This is a genomic window from Isoptericola sp. NPDC056605, assembly GCF_042792795.1.
Lineage (GTDB): Bacteria > Actinomycetota > Actinomycetes > Actinomycetales > Cellulomonadaceae > Isoptericola.
In genome coordinates this window covers 169548-194325 of record NZ_JBHTVT010000003.1, presented here as the reverse complement: position 1 = coordinate 194325, position 24778 = coordinate 169548, and the positions used below count along the sequence as shown (strand labels likewise).

At 75.1% G+C, this 24778-nt stretch carries 17 protein-coding genes; 10 read left to right on the top strand and 7 right to left on the bottom strand.

The window, feature by feature from the left end; genetic code table 11:
• Positions 1 to 189 precede the first annotated feature (189 nt).
• The 5 genes from ACFQ8Y_RS05085 to ACFQ8Y_RS05065 all read left to right on the top strand — a co-directional run bounded on the left by ACFQ8Y_RS05085 (position 190) and on the right by ACFQ8Y_RS05065 (position 9841).
• The gene (locus ACFQ8Y_RS05085) at positions 190 to 1329 is read left to right on the top strand and encodes a VIT1/CCC1 transporter family protein (protein WP_430551524.1); all 1140 of its coding nucleotides are present in this window, start codon (positions 190 to 192) and stop codon (positions 1327 to 1329) included.
• 150 nt (positions 1330 to 1479) lie between these two features.
• Positions 1480 to 3339 (top strand): hypothetical protein, encoded by a 1860-nt coding sequence (locus ACFQ8Y_RS05080; protein WP_430584793.1) that lies wholly within the window; start codon positions 1480 to 1482, stop codon positions 3337 to 3339.
• An 83-nt stretch (positions 3340 to 3422) separates the two neighbouring features.
• Positions 3423 to 7202, top strand: a complete 3780-nt coding sequence (locus ACFQ8Y_RS05075; protein ID WP_430584792.1) for a beta strand repeat-containing protein — start codon at positions 3423 to 3425, stop codon at positions 7200 to 7202.
• Between the two features lie 256 nt (positions 7203 to 7458).
• The gene (locus tag ACFQ8Y_RS05070; protein ID WP_430551527.1) at positions 7459 to 8781 is read left to right on the top strand and encodes an MFS transporter; all 1323 of its coding nucleotides are present in this window, start codon (positions 7459 to 7461) and stop codon (positions 8779 to 8781) included.
• A 91-nt stretch (positions 8782 to 8872) separates the two neighbouring features.
• Positions 8873 to 9841 (top strand): NAD(P)-dependent alcohol dehydrogenase, encoded by a 969-nt coding sequence (locus tag ACFQ8Y_RS05065; protein ID WP_430584791.1) that lies wholly within the window; start codon positions 8873 to 8875, stop codon positions 9839 to 9841.
• A 21-nt stretch (positions 9842 to 9862) separates the two neighbouring features.
• Here the strand turns inward: ACFQ8Y_RS05065 and ACFQ8Y_RS05060 are convergent, their stop codons facing one another.
• Entirely contained in the window at positions 9863 to 11167 is a 1305-nt protein-coding gene (locus ACFQ8Y_RS05060; RefSeq protein ID WP_430584790.1) for an MFS transporter, read from the bottom strand.
• Positions 11168 to 11258: 91 nt separating this feature from the next.
• On the opposite strand from ACFQ8Y_RS05060, the gene ACFQ8Y_RS05055 reads away from it, so the two are divergent.
• From ACFQ8Y_RS05055 to ACFQ8Y_RS05040, 4 genes are all read left to right on the top strand, one after another.
• Positions 11259 to 11930 (top strand): YitT family protein, encoded by a 672-nt coding sequence (locus tag ACFQ8Y_RS05055; RefSeq protein ID WP_430563479.1) that lies wholly within the window; start codon positions 11259 to 11261, stop codon positions 11928 to 11930.
• Between the two features lie 61 nt (positions 11931 to 11991).
• On the top strand, positions 11992 to 12312 hold the full coding sequence (locus ACFQ8Y_RS05050; RefSeq protein WP_430584789.1) for a GNAT family N-acetyltransferase: 321 nt from the start codon (positions 11992 to 11994) through the stop codon (positions 12310 to 12312).
• A complete protein-coding gene (locus ACFQ8Y_RS05045) occupies positions 12309 to 13343 on the top strand; it encodes a DUF1524 domain-containing protein (protein ID WP_430584788.1) in 1035 nt (344 codons plus the stop codon). Before ACFQ8Y_RS05050 ends, ACFQ8Y_RS05045 begins: the two co-directional genes overlap by 4 nt.
• A gap of 65 nt (positions 13344 to 13408) precedes the next feature.
• A complete protein-coding gene (locus ACFQ8Y_RS05040) occupies positions 13409 to 14680 on the top strand; it encodes a glycosyltransferase (RefSeq protein ID WP_430584787.1) in 1272 nt (423 codons plus the stop codon).
• Positions 14681 to 14689: 9 nt separating this feature from the next.
• Here the strand turns inward: ACFQ8Y_RS05040 and ACFQ8Y_RS05035 are convergent, their stop codons facing one another.
• The 6 genes from ACFQ8Y_RS05035 to ACFQ8Y_RS05010 form a co-directional block, all read right to left on the bottom strand.
• On the bottom strand, positions 14690 to 15505 hold the full coding sequence (locus ACFQ8Y_RS05035) for a YceI family protein (protein WP_430563476.1): 816 nt from the start codon (positions 15503 to 15505) through the stop codon (positions 14690 to 14692).
• Between the two features lie 5 nt (positions 15506 to 15510).
• Positions 15511 to 18006, bottom strand: a complete 2496-nt coding sequence (locus ACFQ8Y_RS05030; RefSeq protein ID WP_430584786.1) for an MFS transporter — start codon at positions 18004 to 18006, stop codon at positions 15511 to 15513.
• A gap of 47 nt (positions 18007 to 18053) precedes the next feature.
• Entirely contained in the window at positions 18054 to 18518 is a 465-nt protein-coding gene (locus tag ACFQ8Y_RS05025) for a MarR family winged helix-turn-helix transcriptional regulator (protein ID WP_430551536.1), read from the bottom strand.
• Positions 18519 to 18587: 69 nt separating this feature from the next.
• Positions 18588 to 19439, bottom strand: coding sequence for an SDR family oxidoreductase (locus ACFQ8Y_RS05020; protein WP_430584785.1), 852 nt, complete (start codon positions 19437 to 19439; stop codon positions 18588 to 18590).
• Between the two features lie 13 nt (positions 19440 to 19452).
• Positions 19453 to 21144, bottom strand: a complete 1692-nt coding sequence (gene pgm / locus ACFQ8Y_RS05015) for a phosphoglucomutase (alpha-D-glucose-1,6-bisphosphate-dependent) (protein ID WP_430584784.1) — start codon at positions 21142 to 21144, stop codon at positions 19453 to 19455.
• A gap of 53 nt (positions 21145 to 21197) precedes the next feature.
• Positions 21198 to 22556, bottom strand: a complete 1359-nt coding sequence (locus ACFQ8Y_RS05010) for an acetamidase/formamidase family protein (RefSeq protein WP_430584783.1) — start codon at positions 22554 to 22556, stop codon at positions 21198 to 21200.
• A gap of 279 nt (positions 22557 to 22835) precedes the next feature.
• Here ACFQ8Y_RS05010 and ACFQ8Y_RS05005 point away from each other — a divergent pair, with 279 nt between their 5' ends.
• The gene (locus ACFQ8Y_RS05005; RefSeq protein ID WP_430584782.1) at positions 22836 to 24776 is read left to right on the top strand and encodes a calcineurin-like phosphoesterase C-terminal domain-containing protein; all 1941 of its coding nucleotides are present in this window, start codon (positions 22836 to 22838) and stop codon (positions 24774 to 24776) included.
• Positions 24777 to 24778 lie beyond the last annotated feature (2 nt).

The following is a 24778-nucleotide window of genomic DNA, read 5'->3' as shown; positions in this document are numbered from 1 at the left end:
GTCCGAGCCCCTGGTTGCCGCCCCCATTGTGCCCCGTGCCGGTGACACTCGGGGCCCTGTCCACGCCGCCGCCCGAAGAGCGAGGGGCGGGCGGGCTGCGGACGGCCGAAAACTCGGGCGCGCGGCCCCGGAAGACGCGGCGGCTCCGCCCGGAACCCAGGAGGCGTCTCCAGCGATGATCATGACGACATGACCGACGGCTCCGCCATGCCCGAAACCGACCCGCCCGCGCCCGACCGCCCCGCGCGCCGCCCGGCCGACATCCGCAAGTGGCGCCGCTACCTGGCCGACGAGCGCGCCGAGGCCGCCACCTACCGCGACCTCGCCCGCCGGCGCACCGGCGAGGAGCGCGCCATCCTCCTCGCGCTCGCCGACGCCGAGAAGCGGCACGAGCAGCACTGGCTCGACCTCCTGGGCGACGACGTCGGCCGGCCGCTGCGCGGTGACCTGCGCACCCGCATGCTCGGTCTCCTCGCGCGGCGGTTCGGCGGCGTCTTCGTGCTCGCGCTCGCGCAGCGGGCGGAGGCCCGCTCGTCGTACGACGCCGACGAGCACGCGACCGCCACGATGGCGGCGGACGAGCAGATCCACGAGGAGGTGGTGCGCGCGCTCGCCTCGCGCGGACGCAACCGGATGTCCGGCACGTTCCGCGCCGCCGTCTTCGGCGCCAACGATGGTCTGGTCTCCAACCTCGCGCTCGTGCTCGGCATCGGCGCCTCCGGCGTCTCGTCGCAGACCGTGCTCCTCACCGGCGTCGCCGGGCTGCTCGCCGGCGCGCTGTCCATGGGCGCCGGCGAGTTCGTGTCCGTGCGCTCGCAGCGCGAGCTGCTCGAGGCGTCCACCCCCGACCCGAAGAGCGCCACCGTGCTGCCGCACCTCGACGTCGACGCCAACGAGCTGGCGCTCGTCTACCGCGCCCGGGGCATGTCGTCCGACGAGGCGCAGGGCCGGGCCGACCACGTGCTGGCCGGGCTGGCCGCCACGGGAGCGGTGGCGTCGGACCTCGATGACGACGCGCCGGCCGTCGACGAGCAGGCGGACCTCGAGACCCACGGCACCGCGTGGGGGGCGGCGATCTCGAGCTTCTGCTTCTTCGCGTCCGGCGCGATCATCCCCGTGCTGCCCTACCTGCTGGGGCTCACCGGCTTCCCGGCGATCGCCGTCGCCGCCGCGCTCGTGGGCGTGTCGCTGCTGATCACGGGCGCGATCACCGGGCTGCTGTCCGGCACGTCGCCGTGGACGCGCGCGCTGCGCCAGCTCGCCATCGGGTTCGGCGCCGCCGCCGTCACCTACGCGCTGGGGCTGCTGTTCGGCACGTCGGTGGCCTGACCCGCGACAGGCGCCACGCCTGGGTGGTCGGACCCGCCGCCGGGTGAAGTCTCACCCGCTGTTGTTGCGTGACCGTTGCTCGGGCGTCACAGTGTGAGCTGGGTCATGACGGAGCAGCGCCTGACCCGGCGTGGCATCGAAGGGGGCCGAGTGACACGCAGCGTGGACCGTGCTCCGGCGGCAGGACGCCGCCGGCGCTGGGTCGCGCGCGTGGCCGGGGCCGCCGTCGGGCTCGCCGGGGCCGCCGCGCTGAGCGTCACCCTCGCCGGCACCGCGTCAGCCGACGACGGCGGCCACGAGGGCCCGTTGACGTCCGTGGTCCGGTCGCTGACCGACCACGACGACGGCGACCGTGGGGACCGTGGGGACCGTGGGGACCGTGGGGACCGTGGGGACCGCGAGTCTCGACCCCCGGAGCGGGGGCAGGAGAAGGCCGCGGACGCTCCGAAGCCGCGCCACGAGCGGGCTGCTCAGGAGCCCGTCGAGAGTGAGCGTGCCGCGCAGTCCCCGGCCGAGGAGGCTGCTCCCGAGAAGCCCGCGGTGGAGAAGCCCGCGGTGGAGAAGCCCGCGGTGGACAAGAGCTCGGTGGAGAAGCACGAGGCGGAGGCGCCCGTCGCCGTCGAGCCGGAGGCCGCCGAGCCTGCGGCCGACGAGCCTGCGGCCGACGAGCCTGCCGCCGACGAGCCGGAGGCCGACGAGCCTGCCGCCGACGACGGTGAGCGGTCGGCCGACCGCCGAGCCGAACGTGTGCGTGACGCGGTCGACGATGCCGTGGCACCGGTCCGTGAGAAGGCCGAGCGGCTGCGCACGGCGGTGCACGACGAGGTCGTGGCGCCCGCCGAGCAGGCAGCCGAGGACCTGGCTCGCGAGCTGGCCGTCGAGGAGCAGCCGGCGGACGAACCGCAGCCCGAGCAGTCCGAGGTGCCTGAGCAGTCCGAGCAGCCCGCCCCCGCCGAGGCGGCACGGCCGGACGCCGCGCCGGAGCAGACCGAAGCACCGGCCGAGCACGCGGAGCGCGGCACCGTGCTGGAGCCCGTCGCTCGCACGGTCGAGGCGGTGACGGCGCCCGTCGGCGCGGTGACCGAGCCGGTGGGGGCGCTGGTCGAGGGGGTCCTCAGCCCGCTGTCGCCGGTCGTGGACCCGGTGGCGGGCGTCGTCGAGGAGATCACCGGACCGGTCGGCGGGGCGCTCGAGCCCGTGACGGGCGCGGCCGCGGAGACGCTGGCCCCCGTGACCCGGTCGCTGTCCCCGGTGCTCGAGCCGGTCGGCCACGTGGTGCACGACGTGACGCGTCCGCTCGCGCCCGTCACCGACGGGGTGGGTGACGTCGTCGCTCCGGTCGTGAGGACGCTCGACCCGGTGCTCGAGCCCGTCGTCGGACTGGTGTCCCCCGTGACGGGTTCGCTGAAGCCTGTCGTCGACCCGGTCCTCGACGTGGCGGCCCCGGTGGTGGATGCGCTCGCTCCCGTGGTCGACCCCGTCGGCGGGACGCTGCAGCCCGTTGTCGAGCCGGTCGTGGACGCCGTCGCCCCGGTGGTCGAGCCCGTCCTGCTGCCGGCCCCGGAGCCCGTGCTCGGGCTGCCCGCCGCGGAAGACCCCGCCGAGCCGGCGCCGGGACCGGCCGCTCCCGCCGACCGCGCGACGAACGTCGACGCCGCCGCCCCGGGTGCGCGCCACACCTCGGGGTCCGAGCCCGCGGTCGTGAGCACGGCCGTCCTCGAGCCTGCGCCGGGGGCGTTCCTCTCCGACGTCGGCAGCGTGCTGGACGCCGCCGACCAGGCGCTCGTCCCCGCCGACCGTGAGCCCGCGCCGGCCACGCCGTCGGCGCCCGCCGCCAGCAGCGCGCCGTCGGGCCCCTCCTCGAGCGTCCGCGGGGCGTCGGGCGGCGACGCCGCGGCCGACCTCGCGGGCAGCGACCCTTTCACCGCGCGGGCGTGGATCGCCCCCGCGGGCGACCAGCTCGACCGCCTCCCGGCGGTCGCTCTCGACATCCCCGTCTCTCCTGCCTGACGTGGCCGCGTCGCGCCCTCACGCGCGACTGCGACCGCGGGCGGCATCCGCCTCCCGCGCACCACGCCAGTCAGGAGCGGATCATGCATACCCATGTCCGACGAGCGCTGAAAGTCGCGCTCGTCGCAGGCGGCCTCGTGGTCGCCGGGGCCGTGACGGCCCAAGCCGCGGACGATGACGTCGTCGACGCCACCGTCGGTGCGGACACCTCGGTCGACCTCCACCTGAGCGAGGTCTCCGAGGAGACGAACGATGCCGAGCTCGACACGCCCGTGGACCTCCCCGAGGTCGACACGGAGGGCGTCGAGGCGGTGGTCGATGCCGTCGCCGGCGACGACGGCGCGGTCGACGACGTCGCCGGGCCGGACGAGGAGTCCGACAGGGCGACCGACGACCTCGTGGACGCCGTCGCCGAGGACGTGCACCAGACGGCGGACGACGTGCAGTCGGGCGACGTCCAGGGCGTCGTCGAGGACGTCGCCGGGGACGACGGCGTCGTCGACGACGCGATCGAGGACCAGCCCGCCGAACCGGCGGGTGGCGACTCCGGGAACGACGGCGCCGACGGCGGCTCGGCCGGCGACGACCGGGGCGACGGCGGCACGCCGCAGCCCGCGGACCGAGGAGCCGGGGGCGCGGTCGACGAGACCGTGGACCGTGCGTCCGACGAGGTGTCGGACGTGGCGGGAGCCGCCGACGAGGCGCTCGGGACCGGTTCGGACGTCCGGGACACCGTCGACGGGGTCACCGGCGACGGTGGTGTCGTGGACGACGTCCTCGGCGCCGACGAGCCCGAGTCCGGCGTGACCGACCAGGTCACCGAGCATGTGGTCGACGACGTCGAGCAGGCGACGGGACACCTCGCCGCCGGTGACGTCGAGGGCGTCGTGGACGACGTCGCAGCCGACGGCGGTGTCGTGGACGACGCGCTCGAGGACCAGGGCGTCGACGCGGCGCTCGAGCAGGTCGGCGAGACCGTCGACACGGCGACCGGTGCGGTGGACGGCGTCCTCGGTACCGGCACCGCGGTGCAGGACACCGTGGGCGGGGTCGCCGACGGCGCCGTCGACGCGGTGGCCGGTGAGGACGGCGCCCTCGACGACGTCCTCGGTGCCGACGAGCCCGAGTCCGGTGTGACCGACGAGGTCGTGGAGCACGCGCTCGACGACGTCGACGGCACGCTCGACGGCGTCACCGCCGGTGACCTGGAGGGCGTCGTGGACTCCGTCGTCGCGGACGACGGCCTCGTCGACGACGCGCTCGAGGGAGACGCGACCGACGGTCTTCCCGGGATCGACGACCTGGGGTCGGTCGACGGCCTGGGTGACCTCGGTGACCTCGGTGACCTCGGTGGCCTCGGTGATGTCGGTGACCTGACCGGTGTCGTGGATGGTCTGCCTGGTCTCGGTGGCGGTGAGCTGCCGGGTGCTGGACCGGGTGACCTCGGTGATCTGGGGTCGCTGGGTGGCCTTGGTGCGCTGACGGATGTCGATGCCACGGTCGAGGGTGTGCTGTCCGGGGTCTCGGACGCGGCGGGCTCGCTGGACGCTGCGCTGGGTACCGAGCCGGTGGTGCAGGGCACGGTGGACGGGCTGGTCGGTGAGGACGGCGTCGTGGACGACGTCCTGGGTGCCGACGAGCCCGAGGCCGGTGTGACGGACGAGGTCGCGGGGCACCTGCTCGACGACGTCGACGCCGCGCTGGGCGGTCTGACCGCCGGTGACCTGGACGGCGTCGTGGACTCCGTCGTCGCCGACGACGGGGTGCTGGACGACGCGCTGGAGGACAGCGCGACCGACACCATCCTCGGTGACCTCGGTGACCTCGGTGACCTCGGTGACCTCGGTGACCTCGGTGACCTCGGTGACCTCGGTGACCTCGGTTCGCTGCCCGGCACGGGCGACTCGGCCGGGCTGGGTGACCTGACCGGCGCGCTGCCGAGCCTGGACGGCGCGGTGGACGACCTGACCGTGTCGGTGGCGGACGCCGCGGGCACGGTCGACGGCGTGCTGGGCACGCGGTCGCTGCTGCGGTCCACGGTGAGCGGCCTCCTCGGTGCTGACGGCGTGCTGGACGACGTCCTCGGCCCGGACGAGGCGCAGGACGGCGTCACGGACGGTCTCGTGGAGGCCGTGGTGGACGACGTCGACTCGACGCTCGACTCGGTGACGGCCGGCGACCTGCCGGGCGTGGTCGACGACGTGACCGGCGAGGACGGCCTGGTCGACGACGTGCTGGAGGACCAGGGCCTGGACCCGGTGCTCAACGACGTCGTGGGCTCCACCGGTGCGGTGGACGACCTGCTGGGCACGGGGTCGGCGGTGCAGGACGTGGTCGGCGGGATCGCCGGTGAGGAGGGCGTGCTGGATGACGTCCTCGGCGCCGACGAGCCGCAGGACGGCGTCACCGACGGTCTCGTGGAGGCCGTGGTGGACGACGTCGACTCGACGCTCGACTCGGTGACGGCCGGCGACCTGCCGGGCGTGGTCGACGACGTCGCCGCCGACGACGGGCTGCTGGACGACGCGCTGGAGGACGGCGGCGTGGACGCGGCCGCGGACGACGTGGTCGACCAGGTCTCCGACCTGGCGGGCACGGTCGACGACACCGTCGGGACCGGGTCGCTGGTGCAGGACGTCGTGGACGGCCTCGCCGGCGAGGACGGTGTCGTGGACGACGTCGTCGGTGCCGACGAGCCCGAGGACGGCGTCACGGACGAGCTCGTCGAGCACGCGCTCGACGACGTCGAGCAGGTGGTGGGAGACCTCACCGAGGGCGACCTCGGCGCGGTGGCCGACGACCTCACGGCCGCGGACGGCCTGGTCGACGACGTGCTGGAGGACCAGGGTCTGGACCCGGTGCTGAACGACGTCGTGGACTCCACCGGTGCGGTGGACGACGCGCTCGGCACGGGTGACCTCGTCGAGGACACCGCGGACGGCCTGCTCGGTGAGGACGGCGTGGTCGACGACGTCGTCGGCGCCGACGAGCCGCAGGACGGCGTCACGGACGGCGTCGTGGAGGCCGTGGTGGACGACGTCGACTCGACGCTGGACTCGGTGACGGCCGGCGACCTGCCGGGCGTCGTCGACGACCTGACCGCCGAGGACGGCCTGGTCGACGACGTGCTGGAGGACCAGGGTCTGGACCCGGTGCTGAACGACGTCGTCGACTCGACCGGCACCGTGGACGACGTGCTCGGCACGGGTGACCTCGTCGAGGACACCGTCGACGGGATCGCCGGCGAGGACGGCACCGTGGACGACATCATCGGTGCCGACGAGCCGCAGGACGGCGTCACGGACGAGCTCGTCGAGCACGTCGTCGAGGACGTCAACGACACGGTGAACGACCTGCTCGAGGGCGACCTCGGGGCCGTCACCGACGACGTCCTCGCCGAGGACGGTCTGGTCGACGACGTCCTGGAGGACGGCACCACCGCTACCGATCCGGGTGACGGCACCGATCCGGGTGACGGCACGGACCCTGGTGACGGCACGGACCCTGGTGACGGCACGGACCCGGGGGACGGCACGGACCCGGGCGACGGGACCGACCCCGGCGACGGTGGCACCGCCAACCCGGGTGACGACGGGTCCGGCGACGGCTCGACCACCCCGGTGGGCGGACCGGTCGCCGAGGCCGCCGGCGCGGACGGTTCGGGACAGCTGATCGGTACCGGGTCCGACGGCGCCACGGCGGCGTCCGGCGCTGACGGTGCCAGCGGGACCGGCGCGATGCAGTCGCTGCCGACGACGGGCGGCGACCTGCGGCTGCTGGGCCCGGCGCTGCTGCTGATGCTGGCGGGCGTCGCGCTGGTGCTGCGCCGCCGGAGGGAGGTCGTCGCGGTCGAGACCCGCTGACCCCGTCGGAGCCGGTACCGGCTCCGGACGGGGCGGCGCTGTCACGGGGGATCACTGGGGAGTGTCCCGTGGCAGCTCCGCCCCGGCTGGGGTCGGCGGGGTGCGGCACGGCGCAGGGGGCCGGGCCGCACCCACGACGCACCGGCGACGCGGGGTACGCGTGGCGGCCCCGGGCGGACGATCACCGGGCTCTCGGGGGAGGGTCTCGGCGGACCCGCCCGGGGCTGCCCGCGGAACACGCCTACCCTGGGACACCGTGCCCCGCCTGATCGCCGACCTCACGCCGCTGCGCGTCTCCCCGGCGTTCCGTCGCCTGTGGTGGGGCCTCGGCGTCTCGAACATCGGCACGCAGGTCACCGTGGTCGCGGTGGGCCTGCAGGTGTACGCCCTGACGGGGTCCACGCTCGCGGTGGGCACGCTGGGGATCGCCGCGCTGGTGCCGCTGGTCGCCCTCGGGCTGTACGGCGGGGCGCTGGTGGACCACTACGACCGGCGCCGCGTCTCGCTGCTCGCGTCCTCGGTGCTGTGGCTGGTGACGGCGGCCATCGCGGCGCAGGCGTGGCTCGACGTCGGCTCGGTGAACCTGCTGTACGGGCTCGTGGCGCTGCAGTCCGCGGCGTTCGCCATCAACAACCCCGCGCGCACGTCGATCGTGCCGCGCCTGCTGGAGCCGCAGCTCATGCCGGCGGCCAACGCGCTCCAGACGCTGTCGTTCAACGTGGCCCTCACCTGCGGCCCCCTCGTGGGCGCGCTCCTCGTGGCCCGGCTGGGGTATGCCTGGGCGTACACCCTCGACGCGCTGCTGTTCACCGCCGCGCTGTGGGCGGTGTGGCGGCTGCCCGCCGTCCCGCCCGAGCTGACCCTGGACGACCAGAGGGACGACGACGTGACCGGCGCCGCGCCCGCCCGGCGGCGCGTCGTCGGGCTGAGCTCGGTGCTCGACGGGCTGCGCTACCTCGCGACGCGGCCGAACGTGCGCACGACGTTCGTCGTCGACCTGGCCGCGATGGTCCTCGCCTTCCCCCGCGTGCTGTGGCCCGCGGCGGGCGCGCTCTACCTGGGCGGCGGGGAGACGACGACGGGCGTGCTCGCCGCCGGGTTCGCCGTCGGCGGCATCCTCGCGAGCGTGTTCTCCGGCGCGCTGGTCCGCGTGCGGTGGCAGGGCCGGATCATCGTGTGGGCGATCACGGCGTGGGGGCTGAGTGTCACGGCCTTCGGCGCGGTGCTGGTCGCCGTCGGGCCGGACGCGCCGGACGGCGTGCTGTGGGGCGCCGTCGTGCTCGCGGGCGTGGCGCTGCTGCTCGCGGGCGGGTCGGACGCGATCTCGTCCGTGTTCCGCCAGTCGATCCTGCAGACCGCGACGCCGGACCACATGCGCGGCCGCCTCCAGGGCGTGTTCATCGTGGTCGTCGCGGGCGGGCCGCGGCTCGGGGAGATGGTGCTGGGCTCGGAGGCCACGTGGTTCGGCGAGGGCTGGGCGGCCGTCGTCGGCGGGCTCGCGTGCGTCGCCGTGCTGTGGCTGGTCGTGCGGCTGCAACCCCGGTTCTGGCGGTACGACGCGCACCATCCGGAGCCCTGAGCCCCGAGCGCTCGCCACGGCGTGCTCCCGCGGGCGTGCGTATCGTCGAGGAACCCCGACCAGCAGCCCTCGCCGGCCCGCGGGAGGAACGATGCGAGCGATCGTGCACGACCGCTACGGCACGGCCGAGGTGCTCCGGCTCGCCGAGGTCGACCCGCCGGAGCCGACCGGCCGCGAGCTGCTGGTCCGGGTGCGGGCCGCGGCGCTCGACGCCGGCGTCTGGTACCTGACGACGGGACGGCCACCGGTGGCGCGCCTCGCGTTCGGGCTCCGCCGCCCGAAGGCGCGCGTCGCGGGTCAGGAGCTCGCCGGCACGGTCGAGGCCGTGGGCCCCGGGGCGCGACGGTTCGCCGTCGGGGACGAGGTGTTCGGCACGGGCGCCGGCACGTTCGCCGAGCTGGCGCTCGCGCCGGAGAACAAGCTCGCCGCGCGCCCGCCGGACCTCGCTCCCGAGGCGGCCGCCACCCTCGGCGTGTCCGGCACCACGGCGCTCCAGGCCGTGCGCGACATCGGCGAGGTGCGCGCCGGCCAGCGGGTGCTCGTCACCGGCGCGGGTGGCGGCGTCGGGACGTTCGTCGTCGGGCTCGCGGTGGCGCGAGGTGCCGCCGTCACCGGGGTCGCGGGCCCCGGCAAGGCGGAGCTGGTCACGCGGCTCGGCGCCGAGCGCGTTCTCGACTACACCCGCGAACCGATCACCGCGGCCGGGCTGCACGACGTCGTCGTCGACGTCGCGGGCAACCGGCCGCTGCGCGACCTGCGCCGCGCCCTGACGCCCCGCGGCACGCTCGTGCTGCTGGGTGCCGGGGTGACCACCAGCGGGCTCCTCGGCGGGGCGGAGCGCCAGCTCCGCGGGCTGCTGTGGTCGCCGTTCCTGCGGCAACGGCTGCGAGGGTTCGTCGGCATCACCCAGCCGGACGACCTGCAGACCTTGGCGACGATGGTCGTCGAGGGGCGGCTCGCCCCCGCCGTCGAGGCCGTGCGCCCGCTCGCCGAGGTGCCCGACGCGGTGCACGAGCTCGGGCTCGGCCATTCCCGGGGCAAGACCGTCGTCGTCCCCTGACCGGACCCGGGGACGCGAGCGTCAGGGCGTCGCGGCCGTGTAGGGCTTCCGTCTGCGCATCCCCGGCAGGGCGACGACCGCGAGGACGGCGCACGCCCAGCCGCCCGACATCGTGACGAGGAACCCGGCGTGCGAGTCCACGGCGTCCACTGCGACGCCGGCCAGCCACGAGCCGAGCGAGACGCCGACGCCCAGCGACGTGCCCACCCACGTGAGGCCCTCGGTGAGCTGGTGCGGCGCGACGAGCGCCTGCACCAGGGCGTTGCCGTTGATGAGCGTCGGGGCGATGGCGAACCCGGCCACGAACATCACCACGCCCAGGACCACGAGGTTCTGGACGAAGAAGAACAGGGAGACCCCGACGGCGATCCCGCAGGCCGTGACGGTGAACCGGACCGACAGCGGGGACACCCAGTGCCGGGCCCCGTACGCCAGGCCCGAGACCATCGAGCCCAGCGCGAAGCAGGCGAGCACCAGCCCGGCGAGGCCCTTGACCCCCTGCTCCTCCGCGAACGCCACGGTGGCGACGTCGCTCGACCCGAACATGACGCCCATGCCGACGAAGACGACGGCGAGCACCGGCATCCCGGGCATGCGGATCGCCGAGCGGCGCTCGAGGCGGACGGCGTCGGGATGCGTCACCGAGCCGACGCGCTCGCCGTCCGCGGGTACGGCCGCGCCCCGGGCGGGCGGCTCGGTGCGCCGCTGCGTGAGGAACCAGGCGGCGCCCCCGCCGCCCACGACGGCCGCGACCAGCAGGCCGCCCGAGGGGATGACCGTCGTCGCGAGCGTCGTCGCCAGCACCGGGCCCACGATGAACACCAGCTCGTCGAGGGCCGACTCCAGGGAGTAGGCGGTGTGCACGCGCCGCGCCTCCGGGAGCACGTGGGACCAGCGGGCCCGGGCGAGCGACCCGTACGAGCCCTGGCTCGCCCCGCCCACCGCGGCGCACACCCACAGCACCCACTCCGGGGCGCCGAGGGTCGCGGCCGCCACCAGCCCCAGGAGCCCCACCGTCGTCGCGACCAGCATCGGGGTCATCACCCGGGCCTGGCCCGACCGGTCCACGAGGCGCGCGATCTGCGGCGCGACCAGGGCCTGCGCCACCACCAGCACCGCCGACACCCGGCCCGCCATCGCGTACGAGCCGTACAGGGCCTGCACCATGAGCACCGTGCCGATGCCGACCATCGACATCGGCAGCCGGGCGATCACGCCGGCGGCGGAGAACGGGAGCGCCCCCGGTACCTGGAGGACGTCGAGATAGGGGTTGCGCTTCCGGGCGCCCGACGCCGTGTCGGGGCCCTCGGGGACGGGCTCGGTCACGGCCGGATTCTCCCACCCCCGCGGGTGTGGGGCTTGGTGCGGCGCAGCCCCACCGCGCGCGCCCGGCCGGGGGCCTCTAGCGTGACGGACCATGACCGCCAGGGACCGCGTGCGCGCGGCGCAGCTCGTGCCGCGTGCGCTCTGGGCGCTCGGCGGCGTCGCCGTGCTCGCCCTCGGGTCGGCCGTGCTGCTGTCCGCGCACGTCGGCGTCGACCCGTTCACGGCGGCGAACATCGGGGTCAGCGGGCACCTCGGCATCGGGCTCGGGGCGTACCAGCTCGCCGTGAACGCCGTCCTGCTCGTGCCCGTCGTGGTGTGGGCGCGCCGCTACGTCGGGCTGGGCACGGTCATCAACATGGTGATGACGGGGTTCTTCGTCCAGTGGTTCGGCGCGCTGCTGGCGCCCCTGGTGCCCGACCCGCCCAGCCACCTGCTGCAGGCCGTGCTCTTCGGGGTGGGGATCGTGCTGTTCACCGCCGGCGCGTCGGCCTACATGACCGCGGGGATCGGGACGGCGCCATACGACGCGATCGCGCCGATCGTCGTCGACCGCACCGGGTGGCGCTACCGGGTGGTGCGGGTGGTGCAGGACCTGGCGTTCGTCGGCCTCGCGATCCTGTTCGGCGGCCCGGTGGGGGTGGGGACCGTCATGACGGCGTTCTTCGCCGGGCCCCTCATCGACTTCTTCACCGTGCGGGTCAACACGCCGCTGCTGCACCGCCTGCTGCCCGGCGACGAGGAGCCGGTCCACCAGGCGCCGTGAGGTCCGTCTCGTCCGGCACGGGGGGCGACAGATGTCGGGGTCAGCGGCCAGGATGGGGGCCATGAACGCCACCCCCACCTCCGTGACGGTCGTCGACGACCGCGACCACCAGGTCTTCCTCGCCCGGCTCGACGACGGCCGCCGCGCCGGCGGCGCGTACTACGAGCGGAAGGCTGACGAGGGGTCGGCCGTGGTCGTCTTCACGCACACCGAGGTGGACCCGGCGTTCGAGGGGCAGGGGATCGGGTCGCAGCTCGCCGCCGGCGCGCTCGACCAGGTGCGCGCCGCGGGGGAGAAGATCGTGCCGCTGTGCCCGTTCATCAAGGCCTACGTGCAGCGCCACCCCGAGTACGCCGACCTGCTCGCGCACCCCGCCCGGTGAGGGCGGCGACCACCACCCGGCGCGGCGGCATCGCGGCGCTGGGGGTCTCCGTCGCGCTCCTGCTCGGCGCGTGCGCCGGCGGCCTCGAGCCCGCGACCCCCGGTGTCGACGACGTCGCGCCCTCCGACCTGGCAGCGCCGTCCGACCTGGCAGCGCCGTCCGACCTGCCCGCTCCGTCGGACGAGCCGGCGCCCTCGGACGCGCCCGTGTCGTCGGGCACGTCACCAGCGGGGACCGCGCTCGCGGCGCTGGAGGGCCTGCCGGTCAAGGGTCGCGCGCCCAAGACGGGCTACTCCCGCGACCAGTTCGGCCCGGCGTGGGCCGACGTCGACCACAACGGGTGCGACACCCGCAACGACGTCCTCGCGCGCGACCTGACCCGCACCGTCACCGACCCGGACACGCACGACTGCATCGTGCTGAGCGGCGTGCTCGCCGACCCGTACACCGCCACGCGGATCGACTTCCTGCGCGGGCAGGCGACGTCCACGGCGGTGCAGATCGACCACGTGGTCGCGCTGTCCGACGCGTGGCAGAAGGGGGCGCAGCAGCTCGACGGCGTGGCGCGCCGGCAGCTCGCCAACGACCCGCTGAACCTGCTCGCGGTCGACGGCCCGACCAACTCGGGCAAGGGGGACGGCGACGCCGCGACCTGGCTGCCGCCGTCCAAGGCGTTCCGCTGCCAGTACGTGGCGCGGCAGGTCGCGGTGAAGCAGGCGTACGCGCTGTGGGTCACGCAGGCCGAGCACGACGCCATCGCGGGCATCCTGTCCCGGTGCCCCGACGAACCGCTGCCGTCCGGCGGGCCGGCGCCGCGGGTGGACGCCGGCCCGGACGACGCCGGCTCGGACGACACCAGCCCGGACGACACCAGCCCGGACGACACGAGCTCGGACGACACGGGTCCCACGCAGGAGCCGTTCGCGAACTGCGACGCGGCGCGGGCGGCCGGCGCGGCGCCGGTGCACCGCGGCGACCCCGGCTACTCCTCCCGGCTGGACCGCGACGGGGACGGGACCGCCTGCGAGTGAGCGTGTCCGGCCTACCGTGGAGCCGAGCACGCCGAACACCGTGAGTCGACCTCCGAGGGGCCGCGATGCCGCACACCTACCTCTTCGCGCTGACCGACGGCGGCGGCACGGTACCGCCCGAGCTCGGCGCCGCGCGACGGCTCGTGGAGCGCGGCCACCGCGTGACGGTGCTGGTGGAGGACTCGATGCTCCCGGAGGCGAGCGCCACCGGGGCGCGCGTCGTGCGCTGGGAGCACGGGCCGAACCGCCCGGACCGCGACCCGGCGCACGACCCGTTCCGCGACTGGGAGCGCACCAGCCCGCTCGCGCAGGCGCGCCTCATGGGCGACCGTGCGATCGCGGGGCCCGCGCCCGGGCACGCGCGCGACGTCGCCGCGGCGATCGACGACGACCGGCCGGACCTCGTCGTCTCGTCGATCTTCGCGTTCGGCGCCATGATGGCGGCCGAGTCGCGCGGCATCCCGTTCGACGTCCTCATGCCCAACGTCTACGTCCCGCCCACCCCGGGCGCGACGCCGGTCGGGATGGGCCTGGTGCCTGCGCGCGGCCCGCTCGGCAGGGCGCGGGACGCGGCCATGCGTCGGATGACGGTCGTCGGGCTCGACCGCTACACGCTGGAGCGGCTCAACGCCCTGCGCGCCGAGCTCGGCGTCGGGCCGATCGCGCACTCGTGGGAGCAGGTGCACCGCGCGCGGCGCCACCTGGTCATGACCAGCCCGGCGTTCGACCTCCCCGCGACGCTGCCCCCCGCGGCGCGGTACGTCGGTCCGGTGCTCGACGACCCGTCCTGGGCGGACGACGACGACTGGTCGCCGCCGCCCGGTGACGCCCCGCTCGTCCTCGTCGCCATGTCGTCGACGTTCCAGGACCACGTCGGCGTCCTGCAGCGGGTCGTCGACGGGCTCGCGACGCTGCCCGTGCGCGGCCTGGTCACGACCGGCCCCGCCGTGTCGCCGGCGGCGGTCCGTGGCACGCCGGACGTCACGGTCGTCGCCTCTGCGCCGCACGGGAGGGCGATGCGGGAGGCCGCGGCCGTCGTGACCCACGGCGGGCACGGGACCCTGCTCAAGGCGCTCGCCGCCGACCTCCCCGCCGTCGTCGTCCCGCACGGGCGCGACCAGGCGGACAACGCCGTCCGAGTCACCCTGCGGGGCGCGGCCGTCCGGCTGCCGCGCACGGCGTCGTCGGCGCGGTTCGCGGACGCCGTCCGGCGCGTGCTCGACGACCCGTCGTACGCGCGCTCGGCGCGCGCCCTCGGGGCGGCGATCCGGCGGGACGCCGAGCACAGCACGCTCGTCGCGGAGCTGGAGGAACTGGACGGCGCCGGCCGCGCGTAGGGCGCGCGGTCAGGCGGGCAGCGCGGCGCCCTGCGCGGCCTGGATCTCCAGCTCGACCTTGAGGGTCGTTCCCACGATCGCGACGCCGGCCGCGGCGACCTCGTTGTACCGGATGGCGAAGGCGTCGCGGCGCAGCTCCGTGGTGGCGCGGAACGCCGCGCGCACGACGCCCTGCGCGTCGGCGCCGGTGCCCAGGTAGGTCAGGTCCAGGTCGACCGGGTGCGCCAGCCCGTGCAGGGTGAGGTCGCCGTGCACCGTCCAGCGACCGTCGGCGACCGGCGTCATCCCCGTCGAGCGGTACGTGATGTGCTCGTACCGCTCCACGTCGAGGAAGTCCGGGGACCGCAGGTGGCCATCCCGAGAGGCGTTGCCGGTGTCGATGGACGCCGCGGCGATCACGGCGGCCACGCCGGACCGGGAGACGTCGCCGGGCGCGACGTCGATCCGGCCGGCGAGCTCGGTGAACCGGCCCCGCACGCTGGAGATGCCCAGGTGCTGGGCCACCGCCGCCACCGACGAGTGCGCGGGGTCGATCGTCCACGGGCCCGGCGGCGGCAGCTCCGTGCCGCCCTGCCGGGCCAGCGTCACGGCCCCCAGGGCGGCGCGGCCCGCGGCGGTGACGATCGCCGACGTCGCGGCGGGCGCGTAGCCCACCGCCGTGACGATCGCGACGTACGCGCCCGGGGCCAGCGCGGCCTCGCCGCGGACCGCGCCGTCGTCGTCCGCGTCCGCGCGCAGCACCTGCGCGCCGGCGGCGTCCGTGAGGGTGACGACCGCGTGCGGCACGGCCCACCCGTCGCGCGTCCGGACCGTGGCGGTCAGCACGCCGCTCACTCCGCGGGGTGGGCGAGGGTGAGGTCGTGCCCGTCGACGCCCGCGCCGGCGAGGCTCACGGCCGTCGCGGCAGGCGGGTAGCCCGTCGCGATCACCGTGTACTCGCCGCCGTCCAGGTCGGTGAACGCGTAGGCGCCGTCCGCGCCGGTCGTCGCCGTCCCGGCCACGTTGCCCGCCGCGTCGACGAGCGTCACCCGGGCGTCCGCGAGCGGCCCGTGCGGGGCGCGCACGACGCCGGTCACCCGGGCGCCCGCCGCGAGCTCCACCTCGACGCGCGTGACGCCGGCGGCGCCGACCTCGACGGGCAGCGCGCGGGGCCGGAACCCGGCGGCGTTGACGGCCACCGTGACGGGCCCCGGCACGAGCTCCTCGAGGGCGAACGCGCCGTCCTCCGCCGTGACCGTGCTCGCCTGCAGGTCGCCGCGCACGTCCGTGACCAGCACCATCGCGCCCGCGACGGGGTGCAGGTCCGGGCCGCGCACCACGCCGCGCAGGCCGCTGGTGCCGCTGAGCAGCACGTCGTGGGCCAGCGGCGTCGCGCCGACGACGATCGTCGAGGCCTGCGGCTGGAAGCCGTCGGCCGAGGCGATGAGCACGTACGTGCCGGCGCCCGGCGCGTCGACCGCGTACGCGCCGTCGGACCGCGCGATCGCGAGGCCGAGCTGTCGCCCGCCCAGCGAGATGAGCGTGATCGCCGCCTGCGGCAGCGGGGCGCCCTCGGCGCCGCGGACCAGGCCGTGCACGGTGATGCCGTCCGTGCCGCCGTCGGGCAGGACGTCCGCCGCCGGAGCGGCGCGCCGAGCGGTCGGCCCGGCGCCGACCGCGACGAGCTCAGGGGCGTAGGCCTCGGTGTCCTCGAGGGCCTCCGGGGCCGCGGAGCCGGCCTCCTCGTCGGCGGACTGCTCCATCGCGCCCTTGGTCTGCAGCGGGACCTCCTTGATGAAGGCGACGAGCAGGAAGGCGACGAGGGCGGCGCACGCGCCGATGAGGAAGACGTCCGCGATGCCGTGCCCGTACGCGCTCTCGAGGACGCCGCGCAGGGGCTCGGGCACCTGGTCCATGTCGGGGATCTCGCCCGAGCCGCCCGCCGCGCCCTGGGCGAGCTCGGCGCCCTTCGGGCCCAGGTTCGCCAGGCCGTCCGCGACGTAGTCGGGGATCCGGTGGGCCAGGACGGCGCCGAGCGCGGAGACGCCGATCGCGCCGCCGAGCGAGCGGAAGAACGTGACCAGCGAGCTGGCGGACCCCAGGTCGGCGGGGGCCACCTGGTTCTGCGTGCAGAGCACGAGGTTCTGCATCATCATGCCGACGCCGACGCCCATCACCGCCATGAAGACGGCGACGTGCCAGTACTCGGTGTCGTACCGGATGGTGCCCAGCAGGCCGAGCCCGGCGGTGAGCAGCAGGGCCCCGGAGACCAGCCAGCCCTTCCAGCGGCCGGTCCTGGTGATGATGAGGCCGGAGAGGGTCGACGAGACGAACAGGCCGCCGATCATGGGGATCGTCATGACGCCGGCCATCGTCGGCGACTTGTCGCGCGCCAGCTGGAAGTACTGGCTGAAGAAGATGGTGCCGGCGAACATCGCCACGCCCACGAAGAGCGAGGCCACCGACGAGAGCGCCACCGTGCGGTTGCGGAACAGCCGCATGGGGATGATCGGCTGGGAGACCTTCGACTCGACCAGCACGAACAGCAGCACGAGGACGAGCGCGCCGCCCGTCATCGCGTACGTCTGCCACGAGTTCCAGTCGTACTTGTCGCCCGCGAACGTGACCCACAGGAGCAGCAGGCAGACGGCGGCGGTCGAGAGGAACGCGCCGCCCCAGTCGATCTTCACGTTGTCGCGCTTCACGACGGGCAGGTGCAGCGTCTTCTGCAGCACGATCAGCGCGACGAGCGCGAACGGGACGCCTACGTAGAAGCACCAGCGCCAGCCCAGCCAGTCGGTGTCCGTGATGACGCCGCCGAGCAGCGGGCCGCCGACGGTGGCGACGGCGAAGGTGGCGCCCAGGTAGCCGGAGTACCGGCCGCGCTCGCGCGGCGCGATCATCGTCGCCATGACGATCTGCGCCAGGGCGGACAGACCGCCGGTGCCGATGCCCTGGAACACGCGGCAGACGATGAGCCACTCCGCGGACTGCGCGAGCCCCGCGGCCGCCGAGGCGAGCACGAAGATCACCAGCGCGACCTGCACCAGCACCTTCTTGCTGAACAGGTCGGCGAGCTTGCCCCACAGCGGGGTGGTGGCGGTCATCGACAGCAGCGAGGCCGTGACGACCCAGGTGTAGGCCGACTGGCCGCCGCCGAGCTCGGCGATGATCTCCGGCAGGGCGTTCGAGACGATCGTGGAGGACAGGATCGCGACGAACATGCCCAGCATGAGGCCCGACAGGGCCTCCAGGATCTGCCGGTGGCTCATCGAGACCCCGGGCTGGTGGTCGGTGCGCGCGCCGCGCTTGGCGTGCGCGGGCGCCGCCGCTGTGGTCGATGCCATGAAGGTCCTCTCGAGGTGCTGCGGGGTCGAGGTGGGGGCGGGGGCCGTCAGGCCCGGGCGGGGACGGCGGCGCGGGCCGACGTCGGGCACTCGGCGAAGCTGCCGTGCAGGCGCGCCATGAGCTCGGTCAGCCGGTCGATCTCGGCGTCGTCCCAGTCGCCCATCCGCTCGGCGAACAGGCCGGTGGTGCGCTCGGAGATCTGCTCGAGCTTGTGCCGTCCCGCCGGGGTGAGGCTGAGGATCCAGGACCGCCGGTCGTCCGGGTCGTGCGTGCGCTCGACCCAGCCCTGCTCGACGGCGTGCGACGCGTGCCGGCTGGTGACGGACAGGTCGAGCCAGAGCTGGTCGGCGAGGCGGCTCAGCCGCATCGGCCCCTGGCGGCGCAGGGTCGACATGACGGCCGTCGGCCCGACGGCGCAGTCCTGCGGCAGGTTCCGCACGATGGTCCGCTTGACCGCGCCGACGGCGCGCAGCTGGCGCTGGAGCTCCTCGTACCGCACGTGCTCAGGCATGCTTGCCCACCCCCATATTGGTTGCGGGGAGCAAACATAAAAAGGTTGCCTGCTGAAATCAAATGGGTGTCAGGGAGTGGTCGTGCGCCTCTGCGCCTCGCGCCACATCGTCGCCATCTCACGGACGCCGTACCGCAGGTACACCCGCTGCGGGCGACCGCCGCGCGTCAGGGCGTCGGTGCCCCCGTCGCAGTAGACGACCTGGCCGGTCATGAAGCGGTTCTCGGGCGAGACCAGGAACGCGAGCAGGTCGGCGACCGGCGCGACCGGCCCGGGCGCGCCGAGGGGCTGGGGGAGCGCCGTCTCCAGCAGCAGACGGTCGCGCGCCCAGGTGCGGGTCACGACGTCCGTGGCGACGATCCCCGGGGCCACGGCGTTGAGCACGATGCCCGCGCGCGTCCACGCCGGCGACACGGCCGTGGACCGTGCCCACAGGTTCAGCGCCGCCTTGCTCGACCGGTAGAGCTGGCTCCCGCGCCCGGTGCGGACCAGTCGGCGTGCGACCGCGAGCGCGCGCTCCTCGTCGCCGCCGAGGCAGGCGCGGACCAGCGCACCGCTGCCGCGGTTCAGGGTCGACGACGACGAGACGACGACCGCGGCCGGGGCGTCCGACGCCGCCAGGCACCCGCGCAGCCCCTCCAGCACGGCGGTGGCGCCGAAGTAGTTCAGCGCCACCGTCTCCGGCCGGGGCGCGCCGGCACCCGCCGCCGCGACGAGGCCGTCGACCCGGCCGCCGCCGAGCGACCGCACCTGCTCGACGAGGTCGGCCCGGCCCGCGACGGTCGTGAGGTCGGCGCGCACGTCCACGTCGTCGGCCAGCCCGCAGGTGATCACCCGCCCGCGCGTGGCGAGCAGGTCCGCGACCGCCCGGCCGAGGCCGGAGTCGGCGCCGGTGACGACGTAGGTGCGGGGAGCCGGCACGGCGGGCGGCCGGTCAGGCGTCGCCGAGCGCGCCGTCGACCAGCTCCTTCGTGGCCGCCTGCACCTCCGCGAGGTGGTCGGCGGACACGAACGACTCGGCGTAGATCTTGTACACGTCCTCCGTGCCCGACGGGCGCGCGGCGAACCACGCGTCGGCGGTGGTCACCTTGAGGCCGCCGACCTTCGCGCCGTTCCCCGGCGCCTCGGTGAGCGTCGCCGTGATGTCCTGCCCGGCGAGCGTGGTGGAGCTGACCTCGTCGGGGGAGAGGGCCGACAGGCGCGACTTCTGCGCGCGCGTGGCCGGCGCGTCCACGCGGGCGTACCAGGACTCGCCGTAACGGTCGACGAGGTCGGCGTGGTGCTCGGACGGCGTGCGGCCCGTGGTCGCGATGATCTCGGAGGCGAGCAGCGCCAGCAGCAGGCCGTCCTTGTCCGTGGACCAGACGCGGCCGTCGCGGCGCAGGAACGACGCCCCGGCCGACTCCTCGCCCCCGAAGCCGACCTCGCCGGTCAGCAGGCCGGGCACGAACCACTTGAAGCCCACCGGCACCTCGACCAGCTGCCGGCCCAGGCCCGCCACGACGCGGTCGATCAGCGCCGACGACACGAGCGTCTTGCCGACCGCGGTGCCGTCCGGCCAGCCCGGCCGCGCGCCGCCGTACAGGTACTCGATCGCGACGGCCAGGTAGTGGTTCGGGTTCATCAGCCCGGCGTCGGGGGTGACGATGCCGTGCCGGTCCGAGTCGGCGTCGTTGCCGGTCGCGACGTCGAACGGCGCGTCGCCGCCGTCACGACCGGCCATGCGCTCCACCAGCGACGCCATCGCGTACGGGGAGCTGCAGTCCATGCGGATCTTGCCGTCCCAGTCGAGCGTCATGAACGACCAGCGCGGGTCGACCTGCGGGTTCACCACGGTGAGGTCGAGGTCGTACCGCTCGCCGATCGCGCCCCAGTACTCCACCGACGCGCCGCCCAGCGGGTCCGCGCCGATGCGCACGCCGGCCGTGCGGATCGCCTCGAGGTCGACGACGTTCGGCAGGTCGTCGACGTACGTGGTGAGGAAGTCGTGCTTGTGCGTGGTGTCGGCGCCGAGCGCGTCCTCGAGCGCGACCCGGCGCACGGACGCGAGCCCGCCGGTGCGCAGGATCTCGTTGGCGCGGTCGGCGATCCAGCCGGTCGCCTCCGACCCGGCGGGGCCGCCGTGCGGAGGGTTGTACTTGAAGCCGCCGTCGCGCGGCGGGTTGTGCGACGGCGTGACGACGATGCCGTCCGCCAGGCCGGGGCCCTGCGTGCGCACGCCGTCGCCCGTCGTCGCCCCGTTGTGGATGAGGATCGACTGCGACACGGCGGGCGTCGGCGTGAACGAGTCCCGCGCGTCGACCATCACCGTGACGCCCGCCGCGGCCAGCACCTCCAGCGCCGTCTGCCACGCCGGCAGCGACAGCGCGTGCGTGTCCCGGCCGATGAACAGCGGGCCGTCCGTGCCCTGCGACGCGCGGTACTCGACGATCGCCTGCGTGATCGCCGCGATGTGCGCCTCGTTGAACGCCGTGTCCAGGCTGGAGCCGCGGTGCCCGGACGTGCCGAACACCACCTGCTGCGCCGGGTCGGAGACGTCGGGCACGAGGTCGTAGTACGCCCCCACCACCTGGTCGACGTCGATGAGGTCGATGTCCTGGGCCGGCTTCCCTGCGCGCTCGTGCATGGGTCGATCTTGCCAGTCGTCGCCGTCGGGCGTCAGGGCGGTCCCGCGCGCCGTCAGCGTCGGAAGTCGGCCTTGCGGACCAGGCCGTGCACGCCGACGGTCCGGTCGACGACCTGCGAGACGGCGAAGTCGGCCGCCGCGGACAGGTACGCGTACGCGATCGCGCGGTCCAGGCCCTGGTCGTGCTCGAGGAAGTCGAGGGCGTTGACGACGGCGCGCCGCATCGCGACGTCGAGGTCGCTGCCGTTGCCGCCGACGGCGCCGTCCGGGTCGGACAGGCCGATGGGGATCCAGGCGTCCTCCGTCTCCGCGAAGGGGTACGAGTAGGCGACGGACGGCGCGTCGCCCGAGCCTGGCTTGCACACCGTGAGGCGGAACGTGCCGCGCAGGGAGCCTTCCATCGCGGTGAGCGCCACCTCGCCGTCGCCCATCGCCATGTGCGGGTCGCCCACGTAGAACAGCGCGCCCGGCGCGCGCACCGGGAGGTAGAACGTGGAGCCCGCGCCCAGGCGGCTGATGTCGATGTTGCCGCCGCCGAGCGTCGGCGGGATCGAGTTGGCCTCGGGGGCGGTGAGGCCGGTGTTCTCCGAGAAAGCGACCCCCATCGTGCCGAAGAAGTACCGCAGGGGGAACGACACGCGCGACCGGCCCTCGCCGATCGCCGCCTTGCCGCCCCGGATCTGCGCGAGCACCGACACGTTGCCGTACTCGGTGGGGACGCCGGTGCCGCGGCCGTCCGTCGCGACGGGCGGCATGACCTCGTCGAGCGTGATGCCGGCGGGTGCGCCGGAGGCGGTGAGGGCCAGCGCGCCCTTGCCGTGCCGCGACGAGATGACGCCGTACGGCACGCGCGGGACGACGTCGAGCGTCTCGATCTTCAGCACGTCGCCGGGCTCGGCGCCCTCGACGTGCACGGGGCCGGTGATGACGTGGGGGCCGTCGGCGTCGAAGTTGCGCGAGGTGCGGTCGTAGCCGCCGGCGATGGCGACGGCGTCGTCCAGCACCTCGCGGCGGTGGATGCCACGCTCGCCGAACCAGGCGACCGGGTCGCGGCCCTGGTCCTCGAGGATGCCCTCGTGCGACACCGAGTCGATCGTGATCGTGCGGCCGGACCGGACGCGCGCCACGGCGGTCGCGTGCACCGACGGGACGTAGCCCCACAGCACGTCGTCGACGTCGGAGCGCAGGTAGTGGTCCCCGCGGATGCGGCCCCGGCCCGGCTGCAGGATGCCGCCGAAGCCCGCCGCCCCGCCCCGGCCCGCGGCGGTGGTGCCGCCCGAGGTGGCGGCGGCGGGGACCGCCGCCCCGACGGTCAGCGCGGCCCCGGCGCCCACGCCGGCCGCGGCCTGGAGGAAGCGTCGGCGGCCGAGGCCGGCGGTGAGGGTCTCGGCAGCGTCTCGTCCGTCGTGCATGTGCGCTCCTCGTGCTCGTGCGGCAGGGCCCCGTCGTCCGGGTGCGCCCGACGGTAGGGAGCGCGCATGACGGGCGTGTTCGCCGCCGGTGTCCGCCGGGTAACGGACGGGCCGCGTTCGCTGGGAGTTCGCCGAGGACGCCCTGGCGTTCCGCTGCCCGGCGTCTCGGCGACACCGGACGGTTGCCTCGGCCGCCTACCGTCGTCGCCATCGGCATGCCGGAGCGCCCTGACGAGGGCGTGTACTCGATCCGCTCTCTCACGACCCCGGAGGAAGTACATGAACCCCCGCAGCATCCGCCAGGCCTGTGCCGCCGCCGGCGCCGCCTCGCTCGTCGGGCTGGTCCTCGTGGCGCCCGGCGCCGCGGCCGCGCCGTCGCCCGACCCGGCCGAGGTCAGGGCGGCCGCGGCCGCCCAGCGCGCCCAGGCCGGCCTGTACACCGGCCACGTCGAGGTCGTGCGCGGCGAGGCCGCCGACCCCGAGGTGCTCACCGGCACCGTGTTCCACGACAAGGACGAGGACTCCACCCAGGACAAGGGCGAGAAGGGCGTCGCCGGCGTCCAGGTGTCCAACGGCCGCGACGTCGTCACGACCGACGGCAAGGGGCGCTACAGCGTCCCGGCCTTCGACGACATGACCGTCTTCGTCACCCAGCCCGCGGGCTACCAGGTGCCGGTGGACGAGAACGCCATCGCCCAGTTCAGCTACAACCACCTGCCCGAGGGGTCGCCCGACCTGAGGTACGGCGGCCTCGAGCCCACCGGGCCGCTGCCGAAGGCCGTCAACTTCCCGCTCGGGAAGTCCAAGGCGACCGGCAGGGCGAAGCAGAGCTGCCCGATCGCGGCCGACACCCAGACGTACGACCTCACCCAGGTCGGCTACGCCCGGGACGGGGCCGTCGCGGACCTCATGGCCCGCGACGACTACGCGAGCTGCGGCATCCTGCTGCTCGGCGACAACGTGGGCGACGACCTGAGCCTCTACCCCGAGCTCAAGGACATCTACGCCGCCGCGAACGGGCCGGTCCGCATGGCGCCCGGCAACCACGACATGGACTACGACGCCGCCGACGACTCCCGGTCCCTGGACACGTTCCGCCAGGAGGTCGGGCCCGGCTACTTCTCCTACGACGTCGGGCAGGCGCACGTCGTCGTCCTCGACAACATCGTCTACAACGGCGCCAAGCCGGACGGCAAGAACGGCGGCTACCTCGAGAAGGTCGACGAGCAGCAGCTCGCCTGGCTCGAGGCGGACCTCGCGGAGGTGCCGAGGAACAAGCTCGTCGTCGTCGCGGCCCACGCCCCGATCGTCGACCACCGCCAGGTCATCACGGACAACGCGCCGGAGCTGTACGACGTGCTCCGCGGGCGCAACGCGGTGACCGTCGGCGGGCACACGCACATGCTGGAGAACCTGCTGCCGGGCGACACCCGCGCCGAGTGGCAGGCGGGCGGCGTCGAGGAGCTCGAGCACACCCAGCTCGTGGCCGGCGCTGTCTCGGGCGACTGGTACTCCGGCGGGCTGGACGAGCAGGGCCTGCCGTTCGCGTACATGGCCGACGGCGCCCGTCCGGGCGTCCTCACCCTGGACCTGGACGGCAACGCGTTCGCGGAGCGGTACACGGTCCGCGGCGAGCCGGACGACCTCCAGCTCGCGCTCGGCGTCAACACGCCGCACTGGCGGGACTGGGCCGGCGAGGCGCTCGCGTGGCGTGACGGCGGCAAGGAGGGCGACGCGCCCGCGCTCGGCGACGAGCGTCTGGTGAGCGCCGAGGACCTCGCGGGCGACAGCTGGCTCACCGCGAACTTCTACGCCGGCTCGTCGGCGGCGCACGTCGAGGTGTCGATCGACGGCGGCGCCGCGGTCGAGGCCGAGCACACGCAGCCGATGACGGGCGAGTCGCTGCGCACCGGCTGGGAGTACTCCGACCCGACGGCGGCCACGCGCAACCTGCTCACCAGCGGGAACGCGACGCGGTCGAACGCGCACCTGTGGCGGCTGCCGCTCCCCGAGGACCTCGGGGCGGGCACGCACGCCGCGACGGTGACGGCCACCGACAACCACGGCCGGGAGTTCACCGACACCCTGCGGTTCACGGTGACCGACGACCGGCCCGCCGCCACCGCGACCGTGCTGCGCGGCGACGTGCCGAGCGACGACGCGCCGGTGCAGCCGGCGCCGCAGGGCCCCGCCGACCCGGCGGAGCTCAGCGCACGCTGACC

Coding starts and splice junctions, on each gene's coding strand:
- ACFQ8Y_RS05085 (WP_430551524.1), top strand. CDS start 190: ATGACCGACGGCTCCGCCATGCCCGAAACCGACCCGCCCGCGCCCGAC.
- ACFQ8Y_RS05075 (WP_430584792.1), top strand. CDS start 3,423: ATGCATACCCATGTCCGACGAGCGCTGAAAGTCGCGCTCGTCGCAGGC.
- ACFQ8Y_RS05065 (WP_430584791.1), top strand. CDS start 8,873: ATGCGAGCGATCGTGCACGACCGCTACGGCACGGCCGAGGTGCTCCGG.
- ACFQ8Y_RS05055 (WP_430563479.1), top strand. CDS start 11,259: ATGACCGCCAGGGACCGCGTGCGCGCGGCGCAGCTCGTGCCGCGTGCG.
- ACFQ8Y_RS05050 (WP_430584789.1), top strand. CDS start 11,992: ATGAACGCCACCCCCACCTCCGTGACGGTCGTCGACGACCGCGACCAC.
- ACFQ8Y_RS05040 (WP_430584787.1), top strand. CDS start 13,409: ATGCCGCACACCTACCTCTTCGCGCTGACCGACGGCGGCGGCACGGTA.
- ACFQ8Y_RS05030 (WP_430584786.1), bottom strand. CDS start 18,006: ATGGCATCGACCACAGCGGCGGCGCCCGCGCACGCCAAGCGCGGCGCG.
- ACFQ8Y_RS05025 (WP_430551536.1), bottom strand. CDS start 18,518: ATGCCTGAGCACGTGCGGTACGAGGAGCTCCAGCGCCAGCTGCGCGCC.
- pgm (WP_430584784.1), bottom strand. CDS start 21,144: ATGCACGAGCGCGCAGGGAAGCCGGCCCAGGACATCGACCTCATCGAC.
- ACFQ8Y_RS05010 (WP_430584783.1), bottom strand. CDS start 22,556: ATGCACGACGGACGAGACGCTGCCGAGACCCTCACCGCCGGCCTCGGC.
- ACFQ8Y_RS05005 (WP_430584782.1), top strand. CDS start 22,836: ATGAACCCCCGCAGCATCCGCCAGGCCTGTGCCGCCGCCGGCGCCGCC.